We start from the raw sequence: 22,963 nt of genomic DNA, 5'->3' as shown, positions 1-22,963 counted from the left end.
GGCGCCGGCCGGATGCCCATGCGGGAGTCACGGAGGAGCAGGGCGCGAGGCCTCGTCAGCCCGGGCGGCCGACGGTGAGCCCCGCCGCGGTGGCGAGGTCGAAGCGGTCGTCGACGGCGACCACGTCACGGCCGGCGGCGTCCAGCAGGGAGGCGGCGATCGCCGCGCGCATCCCGCCGGCGCAGTGCACCCACACCGTGCCGTCCGGCACCTCGCCGAGGCGCGCGTGCAGCTCGTGGACGGGGATGTGGACGGAGCCGTCGATGCCACCGCCCGCGCGCTCCGAGCGGCGGCGCACGTCCAGCACGACGGGATCGTCCCCGCGCCGGCGGGCCGCGGCGAGGTCGGCGAAGCGGGCGCGGCGGAAGGAGGCGAGCCGCTCCCCCTCACGGATCCAGCCGGCCGGGTCGCCGGTGGCGGCGGCCGCCGGACGGTCGATGCCCACCCGGGTCAGCTCCCGCTGGGCGGTGGCGATCTGCTCCGGTGTCCGGGCGAGCAGGGTGACGGGCCTGCCCCACGGCATCAGCCAGGCCAGGTAGGTGGCGAGCCTGCCGTCGACCTCGACGTTGTACGACCCGGCGACATGCCCCTCGGCGAAGGCGGTGCGGCTGCGCAGGTCCACCACCCACTCCCCGGCCGCCAGCCGGGCGGCGATCTCCGCGGCGTACGCCCGCCCGGGCGGGGTGAGGTCGACCGGCGCGGGGCCGGCGGCGTTGGCCGGGCCCATGTGCGCGTAGTAGGCGGGCACGTCGTCCAGTCCGGCGAGCAGCCGGGCGACGAAGGTGTCGGCGTCCAGGGTCAGCGCGTCGTTGGTCCCCCGTTCCTTGCCGATCGTGGTCGCCTCCCCGTCGGCCTGGGTGGAGGAACAGAAGCTGCCGAACCCGTGGGTGGGCAGCACCCGCACCTCGTCGTCCAGCTCGTCGGCCAGCCGGTGGGCGGAGGCGTGCTGGGCGCGGGCCAGCTGCTCGGTCAGCCGGGGCTCGACCAGGTCGGGGCGGCCCACGGCACCCAGGAGCAGGGATCCGCCGGTGAACACCGCCACGTCGCGCCCGTCCTCGGCGAGGGCGTAGGAGGTGTGGTGCGGGGTGTGCCCGGGGGTGGCGATCGCGCGCAGCCGCAGGCCCGCATCGACGGTCACGGTGTCGGCGTCGGCGACGGGGGTGCGGCCGAACGACACCTGTGCACCGGCCGGCACCAGGTAGCGGGCGCCGGTGACGCGGGCCAGCTCCAGACCGCCGCTGACGTAGTCGTTGTGCACATGGGTCTCGGCCACGAGGGCGATGCGCGCCCCGCGCCGGGCCGCCGCGCCGATGACCCGGTCGATGTCCCGCGGCGGGTCGATCACCGCCGCGGCGCCGGGGCCGCCGGCCAGATAGCTCCGGTTGCCCAGCGCTTCGGACGCCAGTGTGTCGACGAAGAACACGGCTCCGACTCCTCTCGGACGATTCACCCCGGGCACCCCGGGAGGTGTCAGGCTCCACCCCGCAGCTGTACCGAGGGGTCACTCCGCCATCAGCGCGGCACGGCCCGCCTCGAGCCGGGCGACCGGCACACGGAACGGGGAGCAGGAGACGTAGTCGAGACCCGCGGCGTGGAAGAAGTGCACCGAATCCGGGTCCCCGCCGTGCTCGCCGCACACGCCGAGCTGCAGACCGGGCCGGGCGGCGCGCCCCTCGGCGACCGCGATCTGCACCAGGCGCCCCACGCCCTGACGGTCGATCGTCTCGAACGGGGACACCGAGAAGACGCCCTTGTCGAGGTAGGCGGAGAAGAAGGCCGCCTCGACGTCGTCCCGGGAGAAGCCCCATGTGGTCTGGGTCAGGTCGTTGGTGCCGAAGGAGAAGAACTCGGCCTCCTCGGCGATGAGTCCGGCGGTGAGCGCGGCCCTCGGCAGCTCGATCATCGTGCCGACCGGGCAGTCCAGCGGCATCCCGGACTCCGCGGCGACGTCGGCGAGCACCCGGTCGACCTCCTCGCGCACCAGGCGCAGCTCCTCGACCGTGTCGACCAGCGGCACCATGATCTCGGCCCGCGGGTCCCCGCCCGCGCGCCTGCGCTCCACCACCGCCTCGGCGATCGCCTGCACCTGCATGCCGACCAGCCCGGGGGCCACCAGACCGAGGCGCACCCCGCGCAGGCCCAGCATCGGGTTCTCCTCGTGCATCCGGTTGACCGCCTCGAGCAGTTGCGCGTCGTGCTCGCTGGGCGGGATGCCGCGGGCCTCGTCGGCGGCCAGGCGCACCGCGAGTTCGGTGCGGTCGGGAAGGAACTCGTGCAGTGGCGGGTCCAGCAGCCGGATGGTGACCGGCAGACCGTCCATGGCCTCCAGGATCCCGGTGAAGTCCTGCCGCTGCAGCGGCAGCAGCGCCCCGAGGGCCCGGTCCCGCTCCTCGGCACTGCGGGCCAGGATCATCGCCTCGACCAGCCGCCTCCGCTCACCGAGGAACATGTGCTCGGTGCGGCACAGACCGATGCCCTCCGCCCCGTAGCGGCGGGCGCGGGCCGCGTCCTCGGGGGTGTCGGCGTTCGCCCTGACCTCCAGCCGGCGCACCGTGTCGGCGTGCTCCATGGCCCGTGCCACCGCGTCGACCAGCGCGTCCGCACGTTCCCCGGTCTCGAAGTACCGCGCCACCGCCGAGTCCACCAGCGGGACCTCGCCCACGTACACGGCGCCCGCCGAGCCGTCCACGGAGATCACGGTGCCCTCCTCCACGGTGGTGCCGCCGGCGGTGAAGCAGCGGCGCTGCGGATCGACGGTGATCTCCTCGGCGCCGCACACGCACACCGTGCCCATACCGCGGGCGACCACGGCCGCATGAGAGGTCTTGCCGCCGCGGCTGGTGAGCACGGCCCGGGCGGCGACCATGCCCGGCAGGTCGTCCGGGTTGGTCTCCTCCCGCACCAGGACGACCTTCTCCCCGGCGGCGGCCCGCCGTACCGCCTCGGCGGAGTCGAACACCGCCGTGCCGACGGCGGCGCCGGGGGAGGCCGGGATGCCGTGCGCCAGCGGGGCACCGGCCGAGGAGGCGTCGAACCGGGGGAACATCAGCCGGACCAGCTGGTCGCCGCGGACCCGGGTCAGCGCCTCGTCGGCGGTGATCAGCCCCTCGTCGGCCACCGCGGCGGCGATGGTGAAGGCGGCCTCGGCGGTGCGCTTGCCCACCCGGGTCTGCAGCATCCACAGCCGGCCGCGTTCGATGGTGAACTCGATGTCGCACAGGTCACGGTAGTGCGCCTCCAACGCCGCCATGTGGCCGCGCAGTTGCTGGTACGCCTCGGGGGCGATCCGGGCGAGGTCGTCCAGCGGCACCGTGTTGCGGATGCCCGCGACGACGTCCTCGCCCTGCGCGTTGGCCAGATAGTCGCCGTACACACCGGGCCGGCCGGTCGCCGGGTCGCGGGTGAAGGCCACGCCGCTGCCGGAGTCGGGGCCGAGGTTGCCGAAGACCATGGTCTGCACGGTGACGGCCGTGCCGAGGTCGTCCGGGATGTGCTCGCGCTTGCGGTACAGCCGCGCCCGCTCGCCGTTCCACGAGTCGAAGACGGCCAGCACCGCCCGGTGCAGCTGCTCGGCCGGCGACTGCGGGAAGTCCTCGCCGGTCTCCCGGAGGATCAGCTTCTTGTACGTCTGAACCAGGCCCGCCAGATCGGCCGCGCCAAGCCCCAGGTCGTCCGCGGCTCCCACCTCCTGCTTGAGGCTCTCCAGGGCCCTGTCGAACAGGGCGCCGTCGACGCCCATCACCGTGGAGCCGAACATCTGGACGAGACGGCGGTAGGAGTCCCAGGCGAACCGCTCGTCACCGGCGGACTTCGCCAGGCCCAGCACCGAGTCGTCGTTGAGACCGATGTCGAGGATCGTCTCCATCATCCCGGGCATGGAGTGCCGCGCACCCGAACGCACCGACACGAGCAGCGGATCGTCGGGCTGCCCCAGCCTCCGCCCCGCGGACCGCTCCAGCGCGGTGAGATGCTCCCGGATCTCGCCCGCCAGACCCTCCGGCTCGCTGCCGGTGGCGAGGTAGGCGCGGCAGGCCTCGGTGCTGACGATGAAACCGGGCGGCACGGGCAGCCCGAGGCGGGCCATCTCGCAGAGATTGGCGCCCTTGCCGCCCAGCAGGCCGGCCTGGTCCCGGCCGCCCTCACTGAACGCGTACACATAGCGGACCATGTGGGTGCTCCTTCTCAGGACCGGTCATGGCGTCTTGCGCGGTTCGGGCCCGTTCAGGGGCCCGGCCGGGGGCTCCTCGCCGCCCTGGTCGAGGCGGAAGGGCGGGTACTCGTCGGTGAGCAGCGCCGCGTAGGCGGCCACCCGCAGCACCCAGCGGTTCAGGCCGAGCAGCAGGTCGTACAGGCCGCGCGGGTAGAGGCCGGTGAACGCCAGGGCGACACCGGCGAACAGGGCGAGCAGCCCGATGAGGCCGCCGTTGAACCAGGCCATGCGGGCTCCGCCGAGGAAGAATCCCAGGACCAGGTAGTGCGGCAGGACGAGCAGCCACCACTTCACCAGCACCAGGCCGCGCGAGAGGTGCCCGGGATACTCCAGGTCCCAGTGGGCCGGATAGTCGGGCACGTCGGCGAGGGTGAACGGCGGGTAGCGGTCGGTGCCCAGCGTGCCGTAGGCGTAGTACGCCACACGCCAGTTCCAGCGCAGTACACCGGTGGTGAAGTCGAACAGGGGCCGCGGGTAGCGGCCGGTGAACAGGATCGCGAAGAAGGCCACCACGCTCACCACCAGGACCGCCACCCACAGGAACAGCAGCACGATGTGGTGGGGGAGGGCGAGCAGCCATTTGACCAGCCACAGCCAGCGCGACAGCGGCTCGTCGAGCCGGGCGGTCAGCCGGGCCGGATACACCCCGGGGCTCGCCGGACCGGCCGGCGGGGAGGTGACGTGTGTGCTCATGGCGACCGGTCCCTTCGGAAGCCGGTGACGATCACGAGCGGCGAAGCGGTGCGTGGTCGTCCTTCTCCTGCTGGACCCCCTCGTTCCAGCATCCGTGAAAGCGGCCGAGTCCGCAGGGGCCGACCGGGCCACCGGCAGGGACCACCGGCACCGTGGCGGCACCCGGCCGCCGAGGCCGGCCTGGACGTGGACGAACGGTGCGAGAGGCGCCTGGAGGTGCCTGCCATGACTGGCGCGGACGGACGCCGGCCGATCGGGGTCGGGGTCGACCCCGACCCCGGTGAACGCCTGGCACTGGCCTGGGCCGCCGACGAGGCGCGGCGCCGCGGCCTCCCGCTGCGGCTCGTGCACGCCCAGGGAACCCCGGTCGGCGGCTACCGGTCCGGGGAGGCTGGGCCGTCCCGGGAGCAGTGGAACCGGGAACTGCACGGGCCGGGCGAGCGGCTGCTCAGGGACGCGGTGTCCTTCGTGGAGTCCCGGCAGCCCGAGGTGGAGGTCTCGGCGCTGCTGGCCGAGGGCGAGCCGGCGTGGGTCCTGCACGAGGAGTCCCGCCACGCCTCCCTGGCCGTGGTCGGCTCCCGGCATCCCGGCAGGCCGCGGACTGTTCTCCGCCGCGTGGCACTGCCGCTCGCGGCCCACGCCTCCTGCCCGGTCGTGGTCGTACCCGAGGCGGAGCACACCGCCACCGGGCAGCCCCCGTACCTCGTGGCCGGCGTCGACGGCAGCCCGCACTCGGCGGCCGCGGTGGACCCGGCGGTCGAGGAGGCGGCCCTGCGCGGCGCACGGCTGCGGGCGCTGTACGTGTGGCATCCGCCGCTGCTCGGAGTCCTCGACGAGCACGCGGCGACGGAGGAGTGCCGCCGCGTGCTCGCGGAGACGGTCGCCGGCCGCACCGGCACCCACCCCGACGTGGAGCTGCACCCGAGGTCGTCCGCGGCCACCCGGTGCGGGTCCTCACGGACGCCTCCGAGCACGCTCTCGGCCTGGTCGTCGGAACCCGCGGACACGGGGGTCTCGCCGGCACGCTGCTGGGCTCGGTGAGCCAGGGCGTGATGCGTCATGCCCCCTGCCCGGTCATCACGGTCCCGGCGTGAGACGGCGCGGACCTCCGCCGCGATGGCGGTGCCCCCCGACTCGTCGGAGGGTGGAGGGGAGGGGGAGTGAGGGACGGATGGTCCGCGCGCCGGCCGTCCCCACCAAGGCGTGGGGACGGCCGGACACGGCCGAGGAGGCGACCCACATGTCCGACGCGACCACCACCGACCTGTACGAGGTGACCATGGTCATGTCCTACCTCCGGGAGGACATGACCGCCCCCGCGACGTTCAGCCTCTTCGCCCGGGATCTGCCGGACGAACGGGGCTTCCTGGTCGCCGCGGGACTCGAACCGGCCCTGGACTACCTGTCCGGCCTGCACATCGGCCCCGAGGACGTCGAGGCCTTCGCCACCGCGCTGCACCGCCCGCCCGAGGACCTGCGGCACCTGCTCGGCCTGCGGTTCACCGGGGACGTGCGGGCGGTTCCCGAGGGCCGGATCGTGCTGGCCGGGGAGCCCCTGCTGGAGGTGACCGCGCCGCTGCCCCAGGCGCAGCTCGTCGAGACCTTTGTGCTCAACCAGCTGAACCACCAGACCGCGGCCGCCTCCAAGGCCGCGCGGTGCGTCATCGCGGCAGCGGGGCATCCGGTGGTCGACTTCTCGCTGCGCCGCACCCACGGCCCGCAGGCGGGGTTCGCCGCGGCGCGCGCGGGCGCCATGGTGGGCTTCGCCGGGACCAGCAACGTGGCCGCGGCCACCGAGCTGGGCATCCCCGCCGTCGGCACCATGGCCCACTCCTACATCGAGGCGTTCGCCGACGAGGAGGAGGCCTTCCGGGCCTTCGCACGGGCGCATCCCGGTCCGGTGGCCTTCCTGGTGGACACCTACGACACCGAGGAGGGCGTGCGCACCGCGGCCCGCGTCCTGAAGGAGCTCGGCCCCCGGGTCAGCGAGGGCGGCTCCGGGATACGGCTGGACAGCGGCGATCTCGGGGCCCTGGCGGCACGGGCCCGTGCCCTCCTCGACGACGCCGGCCTGCCCCGCGTGGGCATCATCGCGAGCGGCGGCCTGGACGAGTACGCCATCGAGGACCTGGTGCGCTCGGGCGCCCCGGTCGACACCTACGCCGTCGGCACCCGCGTGGGCGTGTCGGCCGACGCACCGTACCTGGACACGGCGTACAAGCTGGTGGAGTACGACGGCCGCCCGGTGATGAAGCTGTCCTCGGCGAAGGCCACGGCGCCCGGCCGCAAGCAGGTGTTCCGCGGGCCCGAGGGCGCCGATGTGATCGGCCTGGCCGACGAGCAGCCGCCCGACGGGGCGACGCCCCTGCTGGAGACGGTGATGCGAAACGGGCGGCGCACCGGCCGGCGCACCACGCTCGAGGAGTGCCGGGAGCGGTTCACCACCGACCTGGACGCGCTGCCGCCGCAGGCCCGCCGGATCCGGGAGCCCGTCGCACCGCGCGCCACGGTTTCCGGACCGCTGAGCACCCTCACCGCCCGCGTCCGGCACCACATCGAGGAGCAGGTGGCGGCGGCCTGACCGCACACGCACACCATGGCTGCACGGAACGGCTCAGCGGGCCGTCTGCTGCCCCTTCTGCCCCTTCCCGTGCGCCGGTTCGCCGGTGAGGCGGGGTTCCACGTCCACGACGCCCTCCACGGCACGCACCAGCCGCACGGCGAGCGGGATGAGCGAGGTGTCGCGGACATGGCCCTCCAGGGTGACGACTCCCTCGTCGACGCTCACACGGATGCCGTGGCTCAGGGCCGGGAAGAGGTAGGACACCACCGTGCGGCGGACCTCGTCCTCGATCTCCTCGTCCGGCCGCAGGAACACCTTCAGCAGGTCGGCGCGGCTCACGATGCCCTGCAGCATGCCGAGGTCGTCGACCACGGGCAGCCGCTTGACGTGCCGTACGGCCATGATCCTGGCCGCCTGGGACAGCGTGGCGTCGGGGCGGACGGTGATCGCCGGCGTGCTCATCAGGTCCCGCGCCGTCACCGCCCCGGCCTTGGCGACGTCGGCCAGACGGCCGCGCTGCCGCAGCAGGCTCGGCTCGTCGTCGCGGAACTCTTCCTTGGGCAGCAGGTCGGCCTCGGAGACGACGCCGACGACACGGCCCTCGCCCTCCAGCACGGGGAGCGCGCTGACCTTCCACTGCTGCATGGTCTGGACGATCTCCTTGAACGGCGCGTCGCGTCCGACGGCCACGACCGTCCGGGTCATCACATCGCTGACGGTGTGCGGGGTACCAGGCACCGCGGTCCTCCTCGGGCCTCGCCGGGGGCGGGTTCGTGCCGCGTGTCCGGCCGTCGCGGCAGGGGCGGCTTCAAGCCCGCCGGCGGTCCTCGGCCGTACACCTCCACGATCGCCCCGAACCGGCGCGGTGCAACCCGGGCCGGTACCGCGGTCCGCGGGCCCGTGCCGGTGTCGCGGCCGGGCCCGTGCGGTGCGACGGTGTTGACAGGGGGCCGCAACGCGGTGTCCGCCGGGAACGGAAGGCGGCCGCCGGTGCAGGAAGGCGGTGGTGACCATGGTGCTCCCGCTGGTCGTGGGTGTCGACGGGTCGGACTCCAGCCTGGAGGCCGTGGACTGGGCCGTGGACGAGGCCACGCGCCTCGGGCTGCCCCTGCGGCTCGTGCACGCCTCCCTGTGGGAGCGCTACGAGGGGCGGGCCCCCTCCTTCGGTACCGACCGCCCCGCAGAGGAGGTCATGGCCGAGCACATCGCGGCGTCCGGCGCCGAGCGCGCCCGGGCCCGCAACCCGGAGCTGGAGGTGTCGGCCGAGGTCGTGCCCGAGGACGCCGTCTCCGCGCTGCTGCGCGCCGCCCCCGACGCCTTCGCCGTGGTGACCGGCTCACGCGGACGCGGCGGGATCGCGGGAATGCTGCTGGGCTCGGTGAGCCTCACCGTGGCCGCCCGGGCCGTGTGCCCGGTGATCGTGGTGCGCGGCGGGGAACGGAACCGGCGGGGGCGTCCGGCGGGGTCGTGCTCGGTGTCGGCGACCCCGGACAGAGCTCGGCCGCTGTGCGGTTCGCCTTCCGCGAGGCGGAGGCGCGCGACTGCGTCCTGCACGCGGTACGGGTCTGGCGCCGGCCCGCCCACGAGCACTTCGACCATCTGCTGACGGCGGCCGACGCCGCGGACGTCAACGAGGAACGCGCCGGGGCGCTGCTGACCGACGCGCTGCACGAGCCCGGCCGGGACCATCCGAAGGTGGACGTGCGCCCCCGGGCGGTGGAGGGGGTGGCTCACAAGGTGCTGCAGGACGCCTCCGCGGAGGCCGATCTGCTGGTGGTGGGCGCGCGGCGGCGGCACGGTGCGGTCGGCGGCCTGCAGTTCGGGCGGGTGGCCCACGCCCTGCTGCATCACGCCGCGTGCCCGGTGGCCGTCGTCCCCGAGGAGGTGTGACCCGGCCCCGGACAGGAACCGGCCGGCCCCGGGCCGGCGGCGGGGCTCAGGGCTCGAGGCGCAGCTGCCACTCGCGTTCCTGGTCCCCGGAGGCCGCGCCCGCGTCGTGCGCCGTGAACGCGCCGGCCAGGGTGTCACGGGCCCGGCGCACCGCGAGCGGGGTGCCCTGCACGGTGACGCCGACCGGGGCGGACAGCCGGCCGGCCTCGCCCGGCCCGCCGTCGTCGCCCTCCGAGGTGAACGTCGCCGTGTGGACCGTCGCCCGGTCGTCGGAGGGCAGGGCGTCCGGCGCCCCGAAGGCGCCCTCGAGGGCCCGGACGACCGTGCGGGCGTCGTCCGCGCCGCCGTCCATCGTCACGGTGAGCTGGGTGTCGGTCATGAACTCCGTGCCCTTCGGAAGTCGGGGTCGTCGCGCAGGCCGTGTAACCGGACCGGAGCCCGGCAAACCGTTCCGGTTGCCCGGGCTTCGCCCGGGAGGACCGCCACGGACGGGGCAGGAGCGGGAAGGAAGAGGCAGACTGGGCGCACACCGGGAGGCACCGTGTCGGACACACCGGGCACACCGGCCGCTGAGGACGGCCAGGTCAGGCGGCGAGGGCGCAACGAGACCGAGGAGGAGCGGGCGGACCGGATGTGGGTCGAGCTGATCCAGGAGGTCCGCGTCGCCCAGATGGGTGTGCAGATCCTGTTCGGCTTCCTGTTGACGGTCGTCTTCACCCCGAAGTACGACGACCTGTCCGGCACCGACCAGACCATCTACATCGTCACGGTCGTGCTGGGCGCCTGCGCCACCGGCGTGCTCATCGGCCCCGTCTCGCTGCACCGGCTGGTCTCCGGACGGAGGATCAAACCGCAGGCGGTGACCTGGGCGGCCCGGATGACGCTGCTCGGGCTCGTGCTGCTGCTGCTCACGACCTGCGCCTCGCTGCTGCTGATCCTGCGGGTGGCGACCGGCGACGGCTATGTGCCCTATCTGGTCGCCGGGGTGGTCTTCTGGTACCTGCTGTGGTGGTTCGGGCTGCCCATGTGGGTGCGGTACCGCTACACCACCCGCTGAGACGGACCGGCCGTCCGGATCAGTCGTCAGCTCCCGGCCAGGACGTCGGCGAGGAAGTCGTCCACGCGGACCTGCTCCGAGCCCGGCGCGACCATGCGGTGGGTCTCGGTGAGGAACTCCCCGACGGCCTCGGCCCACACGAACACCACCGCGTGGTGCCGGCTCCCGTCGGCGTGCGCCTCGCCGAGGAAGTCCATCCGCAGCTCCCGCGCCGCACCCCGGTCCTCGGGCCGCAGCCGCACGTCACCGCAGCCGACCGGGCGCCTCAGCCCTTCCAGCAGCATGTCGCGGTCCAGCCGCCACCGTGCCAGGACCCGGCCGTCATGGCTGAAGACGACGGTGACGGCGAACGGGTCGTCGGGGGTGTAGCTCAGATGGGCGAGCACGGGAAAGCGGTCCGTGACGCCCGCCCGGACCTCCACCACCAGGGTCTTGTGCAGGTTCGAGTTCACGACCAGAGCCCTTCGCCGGAATGCAGGTGCAGGGCCCTCTAGTACCCCGCATCCGCGCGACATGCTCAGCCGCGACCGCCGGATCACACCGGCTCTCACCCGAAGGCGCCGCGCAGCGCCGGGAGCAGGGTCTTCTCCGACCAGTCCAGGTAGTCCGGCTGCGACTCGCCGCCGATCTGCACCAGCGCGATCTCCGTGAACCCGGCCTCCGCGTACGGGCGCACCGCGTCCACGAACGCCTCCGGGTCGTCGCCGCACGGGATCGACTCCGCCACGTCCCCGGGCCGCACGAACTGCGTCGCCGAAGCGAAGGAGTCGGGGTGCGGCAGCTCGGAGTTCACCTTCCAGCCGCTGCCGAACCAGCGGAACTGCGCATGGGCGCGTTCGACGGCGGCCTCCCGGTCCGGGTCGTAGCACACCGGCAGCTGCCCCACCCTCGGTTTGCCCGCGCCGCCGTGCCGGTCGAAGGCCGCCAGCAGCCCTGCCTCGGGCTCGGTGGCGATCACCAGGTCGGCAAGCCGTCCGGCCAGGGCGCAGGAGCGCTCCCCGGAGACGGCGACACCGATCGGCGGCGGCTCCTCGGGCAGGTCCCACAGGCGGGCCGACTCCACGTCGAAGTGGGCGCCCCGGTGGTTCACATGGCGCCCCTCGAAGAGCGCACGGATGATCTCCACCGCCTCCGCGAGCATCTCGTGCCGCACATCGACCGAGGGCCAGCCGCCGCCCACCACGTGCTCGTTGAGGTTCTCCCCGGAACCCAGCCCCAGCCGGAACCGGCCGCCGGACAGCAGCTGCATGGTCGCCGCCTTCTGCGCCACCACCGCCGGGTGGTAGCGGAACGTCGGGCAGGTCACGTACGTCATCAGCGGGATCCGGGAGGTGGCCTGCGCGGCCGCGCCCAGCACGCTCCACGCGTAGGGCGAGTGCCCCTGCGACCTCAGCCAGGGGAAGTAGTGGTCCGAGGTCACGGAGAAGTCGAACCCCGCCTCCTCGGCGCGCACCAGATGCCCCACCAGTTCCCGCGGTCCGGCCTGCTCGGTCATCATCGTGTACCCGATCCGCACCATGCCGCCCGGGTCCCCCGACGGGCCTCCGGGAAACGGCAGAGCCTGCGGCCGGCGGCGTCGGACGCCGCGGCCGGAGGACGCCGGAGGACGCCGGAGGACGGTGGACCGTACAACGGGTTGCGGGAGAGGATCCCCCGCATGACACACCAGCCGCTGCCCTCCGCAACCCCGGCCGCCATGGGCGTCGACGCTCCGGGTGTGCAGAACTTCCTCGACGCCCTGGAAGCCTCCCCGGAGATCGAGCCGCACAGCCTGATGATCCTGCGCCACGGCCGGCTGGTCGCCGCCGGCTGGTGGGCGCCCTACGCTCCGGACCGCCCCCACCTGCTGTACTCGCTCAGCAAGAACTTCACCGTCACCGCCGCCGCCCTCGCCGAGGCCGAGGGCCTGCTCGACTTCGACGCGCCGGCCGTCTCGTACTTCCCCGAGTTCCGGGCGGACATCACCGATCCGCGCAGCCGGTCGATCCGGGTACGCCACCTCGCCTCGATGGCCAGCGGCCACCATCAGGAGATGCTGGACCGGGCCGTGGCGGCGGACCCCGGTGAGCCGGTGCGCGGCTTCCTGCTGCAGCCCCCGGAGAGCGAGCCCGGCACCGTCTTCGCCTACAACCAGCCGAACACCTACACCCTCGGCGCCATCGTGCAGCGCGTCACGGGGCAGTCGCTCAGCGGGTATCTGCGCCCCCGTCTGCTGGACCCGCTCGGCATCGGCGAGGTGCACTGGCTGCGGGACGGCACCGGCCGGGAGATCGGCTTCAGCGGACTGCACGCCACCACCGACGCCGTCGCCCGGCTGGGGCAGCTGTATCTCGCCGACGGCAGGTGGCAGGGCAGGCGGCTGCTGCCCGAGGGCTGGGTGGCCCGTGCCTCCCGGCGTCACATCGCGACGGCCGATCCGGAGGGGGACCGGCCGGACTGGGGACAGGGCTACGGCCTGCACTTCTGGATGGCCCGGCACGGCTACCGGGGCGACGGCGCCCACGGCCAGTTCTGCCTGGTGCTGCCCGAGCACGACGCGGTGATCGCCGCGACCTCGGCGAGCGGGATGCAGGACTACCTGGACCTGGTGTGGCGGCATCTGCTGCCCGCCTTCCGCCCTCGGCCGCTCGTCGGCCGGGACGCCGAGGACGCGGCCCTGGGCGAGCGCCTCGCCCGGCTCGCCCTGCCCCCGGCCACGGGCAGCCCCGAGCCCCCGCGCCCGGACCCGGCTCCGGTCACCTTCACACCCGCCGGCGGCGTCTGCACGGACCAGCCGGGCCTGACCGCCGTGGACGTCGAGGCGCGGCCCGGCGGCGAGTCGGCGGTGAGCCTCACCGAGAACGGGCACCGGCTCGGCCTGCGCCTGCGCGGCGAGGGCTGGACCGTGGCCGAACAGCCCCTCCCGACGGCGGTGAGCGGCGGCTGGACCGACGACGGCAGGCTGGTGCTGGACGTGCTGTTCCTCGAGACACCGCACCGGCTGACCCTGGTCTGCTCCCGCGCCGACCGGACCTTCACCGCCCGCTGGCACACCCAGCCGCTGCACACACCGCCCCTGCGAGCGCTGCGCGCGCCGCGCGGCACCGACTGAGGTCGCGCGAGCCGGGGTCGTCACACCTGACCGCAGGCGTCGGCGAGGCCGTCGTGCGAGGCGTCGGGCGAGGGCACAGGAGCCTCGTGCTCAGGCCGCGGCCGGGCGGAAGGTACGCAGGAAGGTTTCCAGGGCCCTTCTGCTCTCCGCGTCGTCCCAGTCGTCGGCCGGGGTCGTCCAGCGGAGGGAGAAGCCCCGGCCGGCGCCGAGGACGACGCCGCGGCCGAAGGTGCGGACCCTGGTGTCGTTCCGCTCCTCGGTCCACTCCATGTCGGCCGCCCTGCGGCCCTGGTACTTCGTCGCGCGGATCTCGCCGATCCGGTCGTAGTCGCCGTCGCGCTTCAGGGCCGGCTCCACGTCGTCGCGCCAGACGGCCACCGGGTCGGGGCCGACGCGTTCGCTGTAGGTGACGGCGAGGGTGCGTGGGTCCTGCTCGGCGCCGAAGGTGACCCGGTACGCCACGTCGCCCGCGCGGGAGGTGTCCAGCCGTTTCCAGCCCTCGGGGAGCGCCACGGAGAAGCCCTCGGGCGCCCGGTACAGCTGGAAGCCGGGCGGCAGCTTGTCCGTGTCCGAGGGGGAGGGGCTCGGGGCGGCGGAGGACGGCGGGGCCGACGGGGCGTCACCGGGTGTGTCCGTGGCGTCGGGTGCGCCGGGTGCGCCGGGCGACGAGGCGGAGGGAGACGGGGTGTCGGCCGTCTCGGGTTCGGAGTCGCCGCCGGGCAGGGCCTGCGTCGCCGTCAGCACCGCGACCGCCACGGTCATCACGGCGAGCGTGGTGCCGACGACCATGGTCCTGCGGCTCCACTCCCGGCCCACGCCGCGCAGGGCGACGGCGGCGTCGCGCAGCCGGGGGCCCGGCACGGGGGCGGCCGATGCCGAGGCGGAGTCCTCGTTCACGATCCGGGTGAGGACCTCCCGCGCCACCTCGAGGTCGAGCCGTTCGCGGGGATCCTTGCGCAGCAGGCCCTGCACGAGCCGGGTGAGCGGTCCGGCCCGCAGCGGGGTGCGCAGCGGCAGCCGGTCCACTCCTTTCAGCGTGGCCTCGGGGCGCCCCCGGTCACGGTACGGGGGCCGCCCCTCGAGCATGGTGTAGAGCAGCGCCCCGAGCGCCCACAGGTCGGTGGCCGGGCCGATGCGCTCACCGCGCGCCTGCTCCGGCGACGCGTACGCCGGTGCCGTCAGCCGCGGGGCGTCGGTCGCCTGGGACAGGCCCCAGCCGGTGACGACCACAGGACCGGTGTCGCGCACGAACACATGGCCGGGGCCGAGCTCGCCGTGCGTGATGCCCACGGTGTGCGCGGCGTCCAGCACGTCCAGCAGCTCCAGACCCACCCGGGCGGCCCGTACGTGGTTGAAGGTGCCCTGCTCCGCGAGGAGGGCACCGAGCGAGGTGCCGTCGATCCAGGTGGTGGCGGTCCACAGGCAGCTGGCCTCGGCGACGGCCTCGATGACGGTGGCCATCCGCCCCGGGCACAGCCGGGTGACGTCCTCGGTGGTGCGCAGCACCCGGTCGGGGACATGGGGCAGCAGCTCGCCGAGCGGATCCTCGGGCAGCCGGCTCTCCATGACCAGGCAGGGCCTGCCGGTCCGGGTGTCGTCGGCGTACCAGCAACGAAGATTGGTCTCGCGATGGAGGACCTCGACCAGCCGGTACCGTCCGGCGACCGACTCGTTCGTGGAGACGCGCGCCCTGCCCATGACCCATCCCTCGTCGAACCACTGTGTCCCGCGTTTGCCACAGATACGAGGGACCGGGCCGGATCCGTTCAATACGCGGCGGGAAAATCCCGGGGTTTTCCGGGAATCCGGGTTCCGCTTCAAAAGGGGCGAGCGCGTGTGCGAGGGAAAACAGCCAGCGGGGGCGGTTCGCCGCTCACCTGCGGCATGTGCTCCCGTCAGGCCGGGGAGCCCATTGCGTTTTCCGGCCCCCGCAGGACCGAATTCCGGCCCCCACCTGGTAGTAACCCGCGGTAAATGCGACGGCGGGCCGGTCAGCGGCTCGGAGACCGCACCGGCCGGAATTCGGCGGACGGTTTTCCGGGCCGCGCGCGGCGCTCAGCGCAGACCGAAGCGGGACGCCCAGGCGATCATGTCCCCGGGGGTCGCGTTGCCCCCGCAGACCACCAGGCCCAGCCGGGCCCCGCCGCCCACCCGCTCCAGCACCCGCCGCGCGGCGGGCAGCAGACAGCCGGCGGCCGGCTCCGTCCACACCTTGGCGTGCTCGGCGAGCTCCAGCGAGCCCGCCACCGCCTCCCGGTCCGGCACCACCAGCACCTCGGTGACCAGTTCCGCGACATGCTCGTACGTCAGCTGCGACACGGACGGGGCGCTGAGCGTGGACACGATCGACGACAGCTCGACCGGCACCGGCCCGCCCGCCGCCAGCGCCCGGGACATCGCCTCGGCGCCCTCGGTCTCCACGCCCCAGATCCGCACCCCGGGCCGCCGCGCCCGCAGCGCCGCCGCGACCCCGGCGATCAGCCCGCCGCCGCCGATGCTCACCAGCACGTCCGTCAGCTCGCCGGCGTCCTCGGCGAACTCGAGACCCACCGTGCCCTGACCGGCGATCACCACCGGGTCGTCGAAGGGGTGGACCAGCGTCAGACCCTCCCGCTGGAGCTGTTCGGTCAGCGCGAACGCCCCGGCCATGTCGTCGGTCAGCCGCACCAGCGCACCGGCCGACTCCGCGATCTCCACGGCCCGCGCGGGCGCCGAACGCGGCATGACCACCGTCGCCTTCACATCCAGCGCCGAGGCCATGACCGCCAGCGCGATGCCGTGGTTGCCGCCGCTCACCGCCACCACACCGGCGTTCCGCTCCGCCTCGGTCAGCGACAGCAGCTTCGCCGCGGCGCCGCGCGCCTTGAACGAGCCGGTGCGCTGCAGCAGCTCCAGCTTCGCCGTGGCCGGGACGCCGAGCAGTGCCGACAGCCCCGGACTCGGCACCGTGGGGGTGCGCACCACATGGTCCGCGATCCGCCCGGCGGCGTCCTCGATCTCCTGGATCCCGATCACGTGTCCTGTTCCTTCCCGGCGCGGCGGATCGTGGGCATGGGGTCCGCGCCATCACGACCCTCACCCGGGGCGACGGCCCCGGTCAACCGGGTTCAGCGCTGCTGCGGCCGGTGCGGGGCGCCGCGCCGGGCCGTACCACGACATGCCCCTCGCCCTGCAGCATCAGCTGCACGGCCTCGCCCGAGCCAGCCGCGGAGCATCGGCCCGGGCGACTGCGAGCGGTGCAGCGCGGTGGCCGGCCCGGCCGTCCAGCCGGCTGCCGCGTCGGTGTCCACGTACACCGGGTACCGCGGCGAGACCGGGATCACCAGCGGGTCGCCCTCGCACGCCGGGCCGCGCCTGCCGTGGGCCTGCCGTAGCGGACGCACGTGGCGTTCTCGACCGCCATGCCCGGCGCGGTGGCGGGCTGCACGATGCGCCGGCTGGTGAACGGGTCACCCTTCACAACGGCATCCTCGCCCGGCGGGCCGCACCGGGCCAGGGCCGGTGCGGGGCAAGACCTGGCCGATTCCCGGCGGTCGGCCGGCCGGCCTGCCTCAGCCGCCGAACAGCTGGGTCCAGTACAGGCCCGCCCGGCCGCCGCCCGCCAAACCCACCCCGAGGCGGTCGAAGGCGGGCTTGAGGATGTTGGCGCGGTGCCCGGGGCTGTTCATCCACCCCTGGACGACCTCGGCGGCGGAGCGCTGGCCGCAGGCGATGTTCTCGCCCACGGTGCGCCCGGTGAAGCCCGCCGCGGCGGCCCGGTCCCAGGGCTTGCTGCCGTCGGGCGCGGTGTGGGAGTAGAAGTCCCGTGCCACCATGTCGGCGCTGTGCGCCTGCGCGGCGGAGGCGAGCCGCGGGTCGGAGGCCAGCGGCGGCAGCCCCGCCCGCACCCGTTCCCGGTTGGTGAGGTCCAGGACCTCGGCCACGGTGCGGTTCAGGCCCTCCGGGGTGAGCGGACTGGCCCACACCGCCGTCCAGTAGACATCGCCCCGGCCGTCGGCGTGCGCCACCCCCACATGGACGTACGCCGGGTCGCACAGCGTGCGCCGGGCGCGCCGGCCCTCCAGACAGCAGGTCACGAACTCGCTCGCCGTGCGCGGCCCGGACACCAGATGCTCGCCCAGCGTCAGATACGGATACCCGGCGCCGACGATGCGCCGGTAGACGGAGACCCCGTCCCGGCTCTCCACGCCGAGCCGCCCGTCGGCCGCCATCGCCCCGGCGTGCGCCCGTGCCGCCCGGGCCAGCCGGGCGTCGAAGGAGACGGGCGGTGAACCGGCCCGCGCACGAGCGGAGTTGACCGCATCCAGGAAGCCCGCGGGCGCGTCCCCGGCCCCGTCGGACGCACGCTGCCGGTCGCCCGCCGCGGGTGCCGTGCCGCCCCCGGCCGGTACGGCAGCGGGGGGCGCCGGCTCCTCGTCCGTCACCTCCACACCGAAGTCCCGCGCCAGGCCCGCGAGTCCGTCCGCGTACCCCTGGCCCAGGGCCCGCAGCTTCCAGGTCCCGCCGCGCTGGTAGATCTCCGCGAGCAGCAGCACCGACTCCTGGCGCGGGCGCGGCGGGGTGAAGCGGGCGACCTGCCGGCCGTCGGAACCGGTCACCCGCAGGGCGGGGGAGGGCAGCTCGCTCAGCGCCGTGCCGGGGTCCGCGGGGCTGACGGCCACCGTGACCCGGGTCGCGCCGGTCCGCAGCGCACCCGGGTCGACGACCAGCCCGCCCTCCTCCAGGCGAACGCCCGGCGCCGACGGCTGGTTGTAGAAGACGAAGTCCGCGTCGTCCCGCACCTTCAGACCGTCGTCCGTGATCAGCGCGGACACGTCGAAGGGGCCGGGCACCCGGACCCGTACGGCACCGTCCGGCAGCGCGCGATTGCCGCCGGGGACCAACTCGCTCATCACGCCGCCCTGCTGTCGTCGTTCCGGACCTGTGGGGATGTGTCCGGAACAACGCCTCGAACCGGGACCGCGGTTCCCGGTTCCGGGGGGTCAGTCGCGGGCGACCGCCGGAGCCACGTCCTCGTACCGCTCGGCCGGCGCGGCGGCCTTCCGCTGCGCCGCCTGCTTGCCGCAGAACGCGGCGTCCAGGGTGCGCAGCATCGTGTTCATCACCTCGGCGCTGTTCGAGGTGTTGGCGAGCGCGGTGAGGCTGCGCCGGCCGTCCGAGGAGGCGAACGCGTAGGTGTAGTAGCCCTGGACGGCGCCCGTGTGCCCGTACACCGAGATGCCGCAGGACAGGCCGCGGCGCCGCAGCCCGAGCCCGTAGGCCTGCCCGGTGCCGGCCGGCACCCAGCGCCGCATCTCTGCCAGGCTCCCCGCGCTGGTCAGCCGCCCCGAGAGCAGGGCCGTGAGGAAGGTGTTGAGGTCACGGGTGCTGGAGATGACGGCCCCCGCGCTCTGCGCCCAGGACACCGTCTGCTCGGTGGCGTCCACGAGCGGTGCACCGGCCTCGTCCGGGGTGAGGTAGCCGCGCGTGTGACGGCCGGGGATGGTGGTGCCCGGATGCACGTAGTGGGTGTCGCGCAGCCCGAGCGGCTCGATGATCCGCCGCCGGTACTCGGTGGCGAGGGAACGGCCCGTCAGCTCGCGGATCAGCATGCCGGCGACGACGAAGTTGGTGTTGGAGTAGCGGTAGCCGCCGCCCGGTTCGGTCGTGCGCGGGTGCTCCAGCGACAGCCGGACCAGCTCACGCAGGGTGAACGTCCTCGTCCGCACCGCCTCGAAGCCGTCCACGGTGCGGGCGAACATGTCGTTGGTGTAGTCGTACAGGCCGCTGCGGTGGCTGAGCACATGACGCACCGTGATGCGCTTGTCCGGCAGCAGACCCGGCAGGTACGTCCCGACCGGCGCGTCCAGTTCCAGCTTGCCCTCGTCCACCAGCTGCAGCAGGACCGTCGCCGACATGACCTTGGTGACGCTGCCGATGCGGAAGCGGTCGGCGGTGCTCAGGGCCCGGCCGGTGGAGCGGTCGGCCACACCGGTGGTGGCGCGGTACAGCGAGCCGTCGTCGTCGATCCGCGCCATCGCGCCGGGCGCGCCCTGCTCGCGTGCCGTGTCCAGCAGACGCAGCAGGCCGCTGGTGTCCGGCGCGGGAAGGGCGGCGGTCTCCTGGCCGGAGGCTGCGGCTTCCCGGTCCGGGGACGGGGCCTTTCGGTCCGCCGCGGCCGCGTGGACCGGAACCGCCAGAAGGCAGAGACCGGCCACCGCTGCCGCCGCTCCTCTGCGCAGCACCGCCGCTGACACCATGTCCGCTGAACTCCCGCTCGCCCGACGATCCGGCACCTGACACCACGGCAGTACCCAGGAGTGACCGTTCGGTCACGGAGCGTTGCCGGGTGCGGTCACCCTACTACCGCGACAGGCGTTCACACCGGCCGCAGGGAGCGCGTGCCCCCGGAAAGGCCGAATGCGGAGGGCCGGGAAAGAGGCCTCCTACGCGTCGAGCAGACCCTTGCGGTGCGCGATGGCCACCGCCTCGGTGCGGCTGGAGGCGCCCAGTTTGGCGAGGATGTTGGACACGTGCACGCTCGCCGTCTTGCCGGTGATGAACAGCTCCTCGCCGATCTGCCGGTTGCTGCGTCCCTTCGCCAGCAGCCGCAGCACCTCACGCTCGCGCGCGGTGAGCAGCGACGGGCGCTCCCCGTTCCGCGGCGTCCGCGCCAGACGGCCGCGGCTCACCAGCTCGTCGAGCCGCTGCCGCAGCACGGTGGCGCCCAGCCGCCCGGCGACCTCGCGTACCGCGTCCGCCTCCCGTGCCGCCTCCTCGCGCGCTCCGGCCGCCAGCAGCGCCTCGGCCCGCCGCAGCCCGCACCGGGCACGCTCATAGGCGTCCCCGTAGGCGAAGGCGTCCACCGCCCGCTCCCAGGCCGCGGCATCCGGGCCCGACACGGCCCGCCGCCACTCCGCCTCCGCTCGCGCGAGCCACGCCTGCCCCTCCGGGCCCTGCGGGGTGCCGTCATGGCTGTGCGCGGCCGACTCCCGCGCAGCCTCGACCAGTTCGGTCGCCGTCCCGGTCCAGCGCGCGAGCTCCGCCTCGCCGGCCGACGTGCGCGCCCGCACGGCCGCGTCGGCCACCGGGGCCAGGGCGAGCGCCGCCAGCCGGACGGTCACATCCGGTGTGCCGGCCTTGTCCGACAGCGCCCGCACGGTGGACCGCATCCACCGCACGGCGTCCTCCGGATCGTCCCGCAGCGCGGCCGCCTCGGTCAGGGCGATGCCGGCGACCAGCGTCGCCATCCAGTCGAACGGCCCGTCCAGCAGGCGCCGGGCACGGTCGGCCGCCGTGAGGTCGCCGCGCGCGAGGGCGATGTACAGCGCCGGCGCCATGGTGTACCCGCCCGCGGCGGACAGCGCCTCGGTATCCGCCTCGGCCGCCCGCAGGCACTCGTCCCAGCGGCCCAGCACATACAGCACCGTCAGCCGCAGGTGCCGCATCTCCAGCGGATACGGCGAGGACAGCAACCCGGCGCGGCGTGCCAGGGCGAGACCCTCCGTCACCCAGGACAGGCAGGCGTCGAGGTCGCCGGACTCGTAGCAGCCCATGGCGAGGTTGAACAGCGCCCGCAGCTCCACCGGGGCATGGCCCGCGGTCCGCGCCAGCTCCCGCGCCCGGGTCAGCAGCTCCCGGCCCTCCGGGGAGTGCCGGTGCCGGCCGTCCAGGCCGACCAGGGAGATCAGCAGATCGGCCTGCGCGTCGGGCATGCCCAGTCGCCCGGCCGCCTCGAGCGCCCGGCGGCCGACCTCCAGCGCGGCACCGCCGTCGCCCGCGAAACGGGCCGTCATCGCGTGGGTGGCCGCCGCCCACACCCAGGTGGGCGACACCGGCTCGGCGGGGATCATCGCCAGCGCCTCGCTGCTGTGCGCGAACGCCGCGGACAGGTTGTCGACCTGCAGCAGATTCCCGGCCAGTGTGTAGCGCACCCGGGCGGCCAGCTCCAGGTCGGCGTCCTGGCCGAGGTCGGCCAGCGCGGACCGGCTCAGGGCGACCGCCCGGTGCAGCTCTCCGGCGTGCGCGGCGGCCGCCGAGGCCCGCAGGGTGAGCGCCACCGGATCGACCCCGGAACCGGCTGGCAGCCCCGTGCGGCCCACCGCCGGCCACAGGTCCAGGGCCGCCTCCAGATGACGCAGTTCCTCGGCGGGCGCCCCCAGCCGCTGGGCGTGGTCGGCGGCCTCCAGCGAGGCGAGCAGCGCCTGGGCCGGGGCGTGACTCTCGCGGTGGTGGTGGGCGCGCTCCGCCGCCGTCTCCGGGCGGCGTCCCCGCGCGGTCAGCAGCCGGGCGAACACGCCGTGCAACCGGGCCCGTTCACCCGGCAGCAGGTCGTCGTGCACGGCCTCCCGGGTCAGTGCGTGCCGGAAGGCGTAGGTGTCGTCGTCCCCGGCTACCAGCAGCTGCCGCCCCACCGCCTCGCGCAGCGCGGCCTCCAGCTCCTCCTCCGGGATGCCGACGGCCTCCCGCAGCAGCTCGTGCTCCACTCGCCGCCCGGCCACCGCGGCGGTGCGCAGGACCTGCTGGGCGGTCCGGGACAGCTGCTCCACCCGGATGAGCAGGACGTCGGCCAGGGCGCTCGGCACCCCGCCGTCCGCGGTGTCCGTGGCCGCGAGCAGCTCCTCGGCGTAGAAGGCGTTGCCCTCCGCGCGTTCCACGATCCGGTGCACCGTGGCGTCCGGCAGCGGCCGGGGATCCAGGGCGCGCACCAGGCGGGCCACATCGGCGTCCGGCAGCGGCCGCAGCTCCAGCCGCTCCACCGCGGGCAGCCGCACCAGCTCGGCCAGCAGCGGCCGCAGCGGGTGGCGGCGGTGCAGATCGTCCGCCCGGTACGAGACGCACACGGCCGGCCCGGCAGCCGGGGCGCCACCCGCGGGACGCTCCAGGATGCCACGGCTGAGCAGGAAGCGCAGCAGGTCGCGGGAGGACTGGTCGGCCCAGTGGAAGTCCTCCAGGACGATCAGCAGCGGCGTGGTCGAGGCGACGTCGGCCAGCAGCCGGGCCATGCCCTCGAACAGCCGGGCCCGCGCGTCGACGTCCCGCACCGCGTCGGGTCCCTCGCCCAGCAGCCGGGCCACCACGGGACGGTCGGTCACGACCGCGGCGAACCGCTCGTCCGCGACGAGCCGCCCCAGCACCTCGGTGAACGGCAGATACGGCAGACCCACGTCGCCGACGTCCACGCAGTGCCCGGTGAGGACCGTGAAGCCGTCCCGCTCCGCCCGTGCGGCGGCCTCGTCGAGGAGCCGGGTCTTGCCCACCCCGGCGTCCCCGGCGACCAGCACGGCGCGCGCCTCACCGCGCCGGGCGCGTTCCAGCACCCCGGCGAGCCGGGCGAGTTCGTCGTCCCGGCCGATGAGCGGGCTCGGAGTGAACACCTGCGACACGCCTCCATCCTGGCACGTGCCGAGGGCCCCGGGACCGCGGGACGATCACGGGCACCGGACGCCGGGTCACCCGGTGGACGTGCCGCCCCGCGGC

At 74.6% G+C, this 22,963-nt stretch carries 16 protein-coding genes and 3 pseudogenes; 5 read left to right on the top strand and 14 right to left on the bottom strand.

The genetic code is table 11. From position 1 onward, the window contains the following. Nucleotides 1-55: 55 nt before the first annotated feature. The 3 genes from HCJ93_RS25140 to HCJ93_RS25130 form a co-directional block, all read right to left on the bottom strand. Complete coding sequence (locus HCJ93_RS25140) at nt 56-1,423, bottom strand: MBL fold metallo-hydrolase (protein ID WP_167998096.1); 1,368 nt, start codon at nt 1,421-1,423, stop codon at nt 56-58. A gap of 78 nt (nt 1,424-1,501) precedes the next feature. Continuing rightward, nucleotides 1,502-4,168 carry a pyruvate, phosphate dikinase gene (gene ppdK / locus HCJ93_RS25135; RefSeq protein ID WP_167998095.1) on the bottom strand — a complete coding sequence of 889 codons (2,667 nt, stop codon included), beginning with the start codon at nt 4,166-4,168 and terminating at the stop codon, nt 1,502-1,504. Between the two features lie 24 nt (nt 4,169-4,192). Further along, entirely contained in the window at nt 4,193-4,903 is a 711-nt protein-coding gene (locus tag HCJ93_RS25130; protein ID WP_167998094.1) for a DUF4389 domain-containing protein, read from the bottom strand. A gap of 225 nt (nt 4,904-5,128) precedes the next feature. Between HCJ93_RS25130 and HCJ93_RS25125 the strand changes: the two are divergent. Both HCJ93_RS25125 and HCJ93_RS25120 read left to right on the top strand, forming a co-directional pair. Beyond that, nucleotides 5,129-5,997 (top strand): annotated as a pseudogene (locus HCJ93_RS25125) (universal stress protein). Nucleotides 5,998-6,143: 146 nt separating this feature from the next. Next, the gene (locus tag HCJ93_RS25120) at nt 6,144-7,484 is read left to right on the top strand and encodes a nicotinate phosphoribosyltransferase (RefSeq protein ID WP_167998114.1); all 1,341 of its coding nucleotides are present in this window, start codon (nt 6,144-6,146) and stop codon (nt 7,482-7,484) included. A gap of 33 nt (nt 7,485-7,517) precedes the next feature. Here HCJ93_RS25120 and HCJ93_RS25115 read toward each other — a convergent pair whose 3' ends face one another. After that, nucleotides 7,518-8,204, bottom strand: a complete 687-nt coding sequence (locus HCJ93_RS25115; protein WP_167998093.1) for a CBS domain-containing protein — start codon at nt 8,202-8,204, stop codon at nt 7,518-7,520. Nucleotides 8,205-8,478: 274 nt separating this feature from the next. On the opposite strand from HCJ93_RS25115, the pseudogene HCJ93_RS25110 reads away from it, so the two are divergent. Then, nucleotides 8,479-9,356 (top strand): annotated as a pseudogene (locus HCJ93_RS25110) (universal stress protein). Nucleotides 9,357-9,402: 46 nt separating this feature from the next. On the opposite strand, the gene HCJ93_RS25105 reads toward HCJ93_RS25110, so the two are convergent. Continuing rightward, nucleotides 9,403-9,735: a hypothetical protein gene (locus tag HCJ93_RS25105; protein ID WP_167998092.1), complete on the bottom strand. Its 333-nt coding sequence runs from the start codon at nt 9,733-9,735 to the stop codon at nt 9,403-9,405. A 162-nt stretch (nt 9,736-9,897) separates the two neighbouring features. On the opposite strand from HCJ93_RS25105, the gene HCJ93_RS25100 reads away from it, so the two are divergent. Then, a complete protein-coding gene (locus HCJ93_RS25100) occupies nt 9,898-10,413 on the top strand; it encodes a DUF6328 family protein (RefSeq protein ID WP_167998091.1) in 516 nt (171 codons plus the stop codon). Nucleotides 10,414-10,439: 26 nt separating this feature from the next. Here HCJ93_RS25100 and HCJ93_RS25095 read toward each other — a convergent pair whose 3' ends face one another. Continuing rightward, the gene (locus HCJ93_RS25095; protein ID WP_167998090.1) at nt 10,440-10,865 is read right to left on the bottom strand and encodes an SsgA family sporulation/cell division regulator; all 426 of its coding nucleotides are present in this window, start codon (nt 10,863-10,865) and stop codon (nt 10,440-10,442) included. A 95-nt stretch (nt 10,866-10,960) separates the two neighbouring features. Further along, a complete protein-coding gene (locus HCJ93_RS25090) occupies nt 10,961-11,932 on the bottom strand; it encodes an LLM class F420-dependent oxidoreductase (protein ID WP_167998089.1) in 972 nt (323 codons plus the stop codon). Nucleotides 11,933-12,070: 138 nt separating this feature from the next. Between HCJ93_RS25090 and HCJ93_RS25085 the strand changes: the two genes are divergently transcribed. Beyond that, entirely contained in the window at nt 12,071-13,504 is a 1,434-nt protein-coding gene (locus tag HCJ93_RS25085) for a serine hydrolase domain-containing protein (protein WP_167998088.1), read from the top strand. 90 nt (nt 13,505-13,594) lie between these two features. On the opposite strand, the gene HCJ93_RS25080 is transcribed toward HCJ93_RS25085, so the two are convergent. The 7 genes and pseudogenes from HCJ93_RS25080 to HCJ93_RS29935 form a co-directional block, all read right to left on the bottom strand. Further along, entirely contained in the window at nt 13,595-15,202 is a 1,608-nt protein-coding gene (locus HCJ93_RS25080; protein WP_167998087.1) for a serine/threonine protein kinase, read from the bottom strand. Nucleotides 15,203-15,559: 357 nt separating this feature from the next. Next, entirely contained in the window at nt 15,560-16,519 is a 960-nt protein-coding gene (locus HCJ93_RS25075) for a threonine/serine dehydratase family protein (RefSeq protein WP_167998086.1), read from the bottom strand. 82 nt (nt 16,520-16,601) lie between these two features. Then, nucleotides 16,602-16,863, bottom strand: a pseudogene (locus HCJ93_RS29685) (AIM24 family protein); the annotation flags it as partial. Further along, on the bottom strand, nt 16,824-16,964 hold the full coding sequence (locus HCJ93_RS25065) for a hypothetical protein (RefSeq protein WP_167998045.1): 141 nt from the start codon (nt 16,962-16,964) through the stop codon (nt 16,824-16,826). The gene HCJ93_RS25065 and the pseudogene HCJ93_RS29685, both read right to left, overlap by 40 nt. Before the next feature lie 91 nt (nt 16,965-17,055). Further along, a complete protein-coding gene (locus HCJ93_RS25060; RefSeq protein ID WP_167998085.1) occupies nt 17,056-18,396 on the bottom strand; it encodes a CAP domain-containing protein in 1,341 nt (446 codons plus the stop codon). Between the two features lie 90 nt (nt 18,397-18,486). Continuing rightward, nucleotides 18,487-19,743: a serine hydrolase domain-containing protein gene (locus tag HCJ93_RS25055; protein ID WP_167998084.1), complete on the bottom strand. Its 1,257-nt coding sequence runs from the start codon at nt 19,741-19,743 to the stop codon at nt 18,487-18,489. 186 nt (nt 19,744-19,929) lie between these two features. Further along, nucleotides 19,930-22,869, bottom strand: a complete 2,940-nt coding sequence (locus HCJ93_RS29935) for a helix-turn-helix transcriptional regulator (RefSeq protein ID WP_167998083.1) — start codon at nt 22,867-22,869, stop codon at nt 19,930-19,932. Nucleotides 22,870-22,963 lie beyond the last annotated feature (94 nt).

Source organism: Streptomyces composti, assembly GCF_012034205.1.
GTDB classification, from domain to species: Bacteria; Actinomycetota; Actinomycetes; order Streptomycetales; family Streptomycetaceae; genus Streptomyces; species Streptomyces composti.
Note: the sequence above shows the minus strand (reverse complement) of the source record. Positions and strands in the feature narration are given on the sequence as shown.

Excerpts from the sequence above, each read along its gene's own strand:
- ppdK (WP_167998095.1), bottom strand. The coding sequence starts at position 4,168 with ATGGTCCGCTATGTGTACGCGTTCAGTGAGGGCGGCCGGGACCAGGCC.
- HCJ93_RS25130 (WP_167998094.1), bottom strand. The coding sequence starts at position 4,903 with ATGAGCACACACGTCACCTCCCCGCCGGCCGGTCCGGCGAGCCCCGGG.
- HCJ93_RS25120 (WP_167998114.1), top strand. The coding sequence starts at position 6,144 with ATGTCCGACGCGACCACCACCGACCTGTACGAGGTGACCATGGTCATG.
- HCJ93_RS25105 (WP_167998092.1), bottom strand. The coding sequence starts at position 9,735 with ATGACCGACACCCAGCTCACCGTGACGATGGACGGCGGCGCGGACGAC.
- HCJ93_RS25090 (WP_167998089.1), bottom strand. The coding sequence starts at position 11,932 with ATGGTGCGGATCGGGTACACGATGATGACCGAGCAGGCCGGACCGCGG.
- HCJ93_RS25085 (WP_167998088.1), top strand. The coding sequence starts at position 12,071 with ATGACACACCAGCCGCTGCCCTCCGCAACCCCGGCCGCCATGGGCGTC.
- HCJ93_RS25080 (WP_167998087.1), bottom strand. The coding sequence starts at position 15,202 with ATGGGCAGGGCGCGCGTCTCCACGAACGAGTCGGTCGCCGGACGGTAC.
- HCJ93_RS25060 (WP_167998085.1), bottom strand. The coding sequence starts at position 18,396 with ATGAGCGAGTTGGTCCCCGGCGGCAATCGCGCGCTGCCGGACGGTGCC.
- HCJ93_RS25055 (WP_167998084.1), bottom strand. The coding sequence starts at position 19,743 with ATGGTGTCAGCGGCGGTGCTGCGCAGAGGAGCGGCGGCAGCGGTGGCC.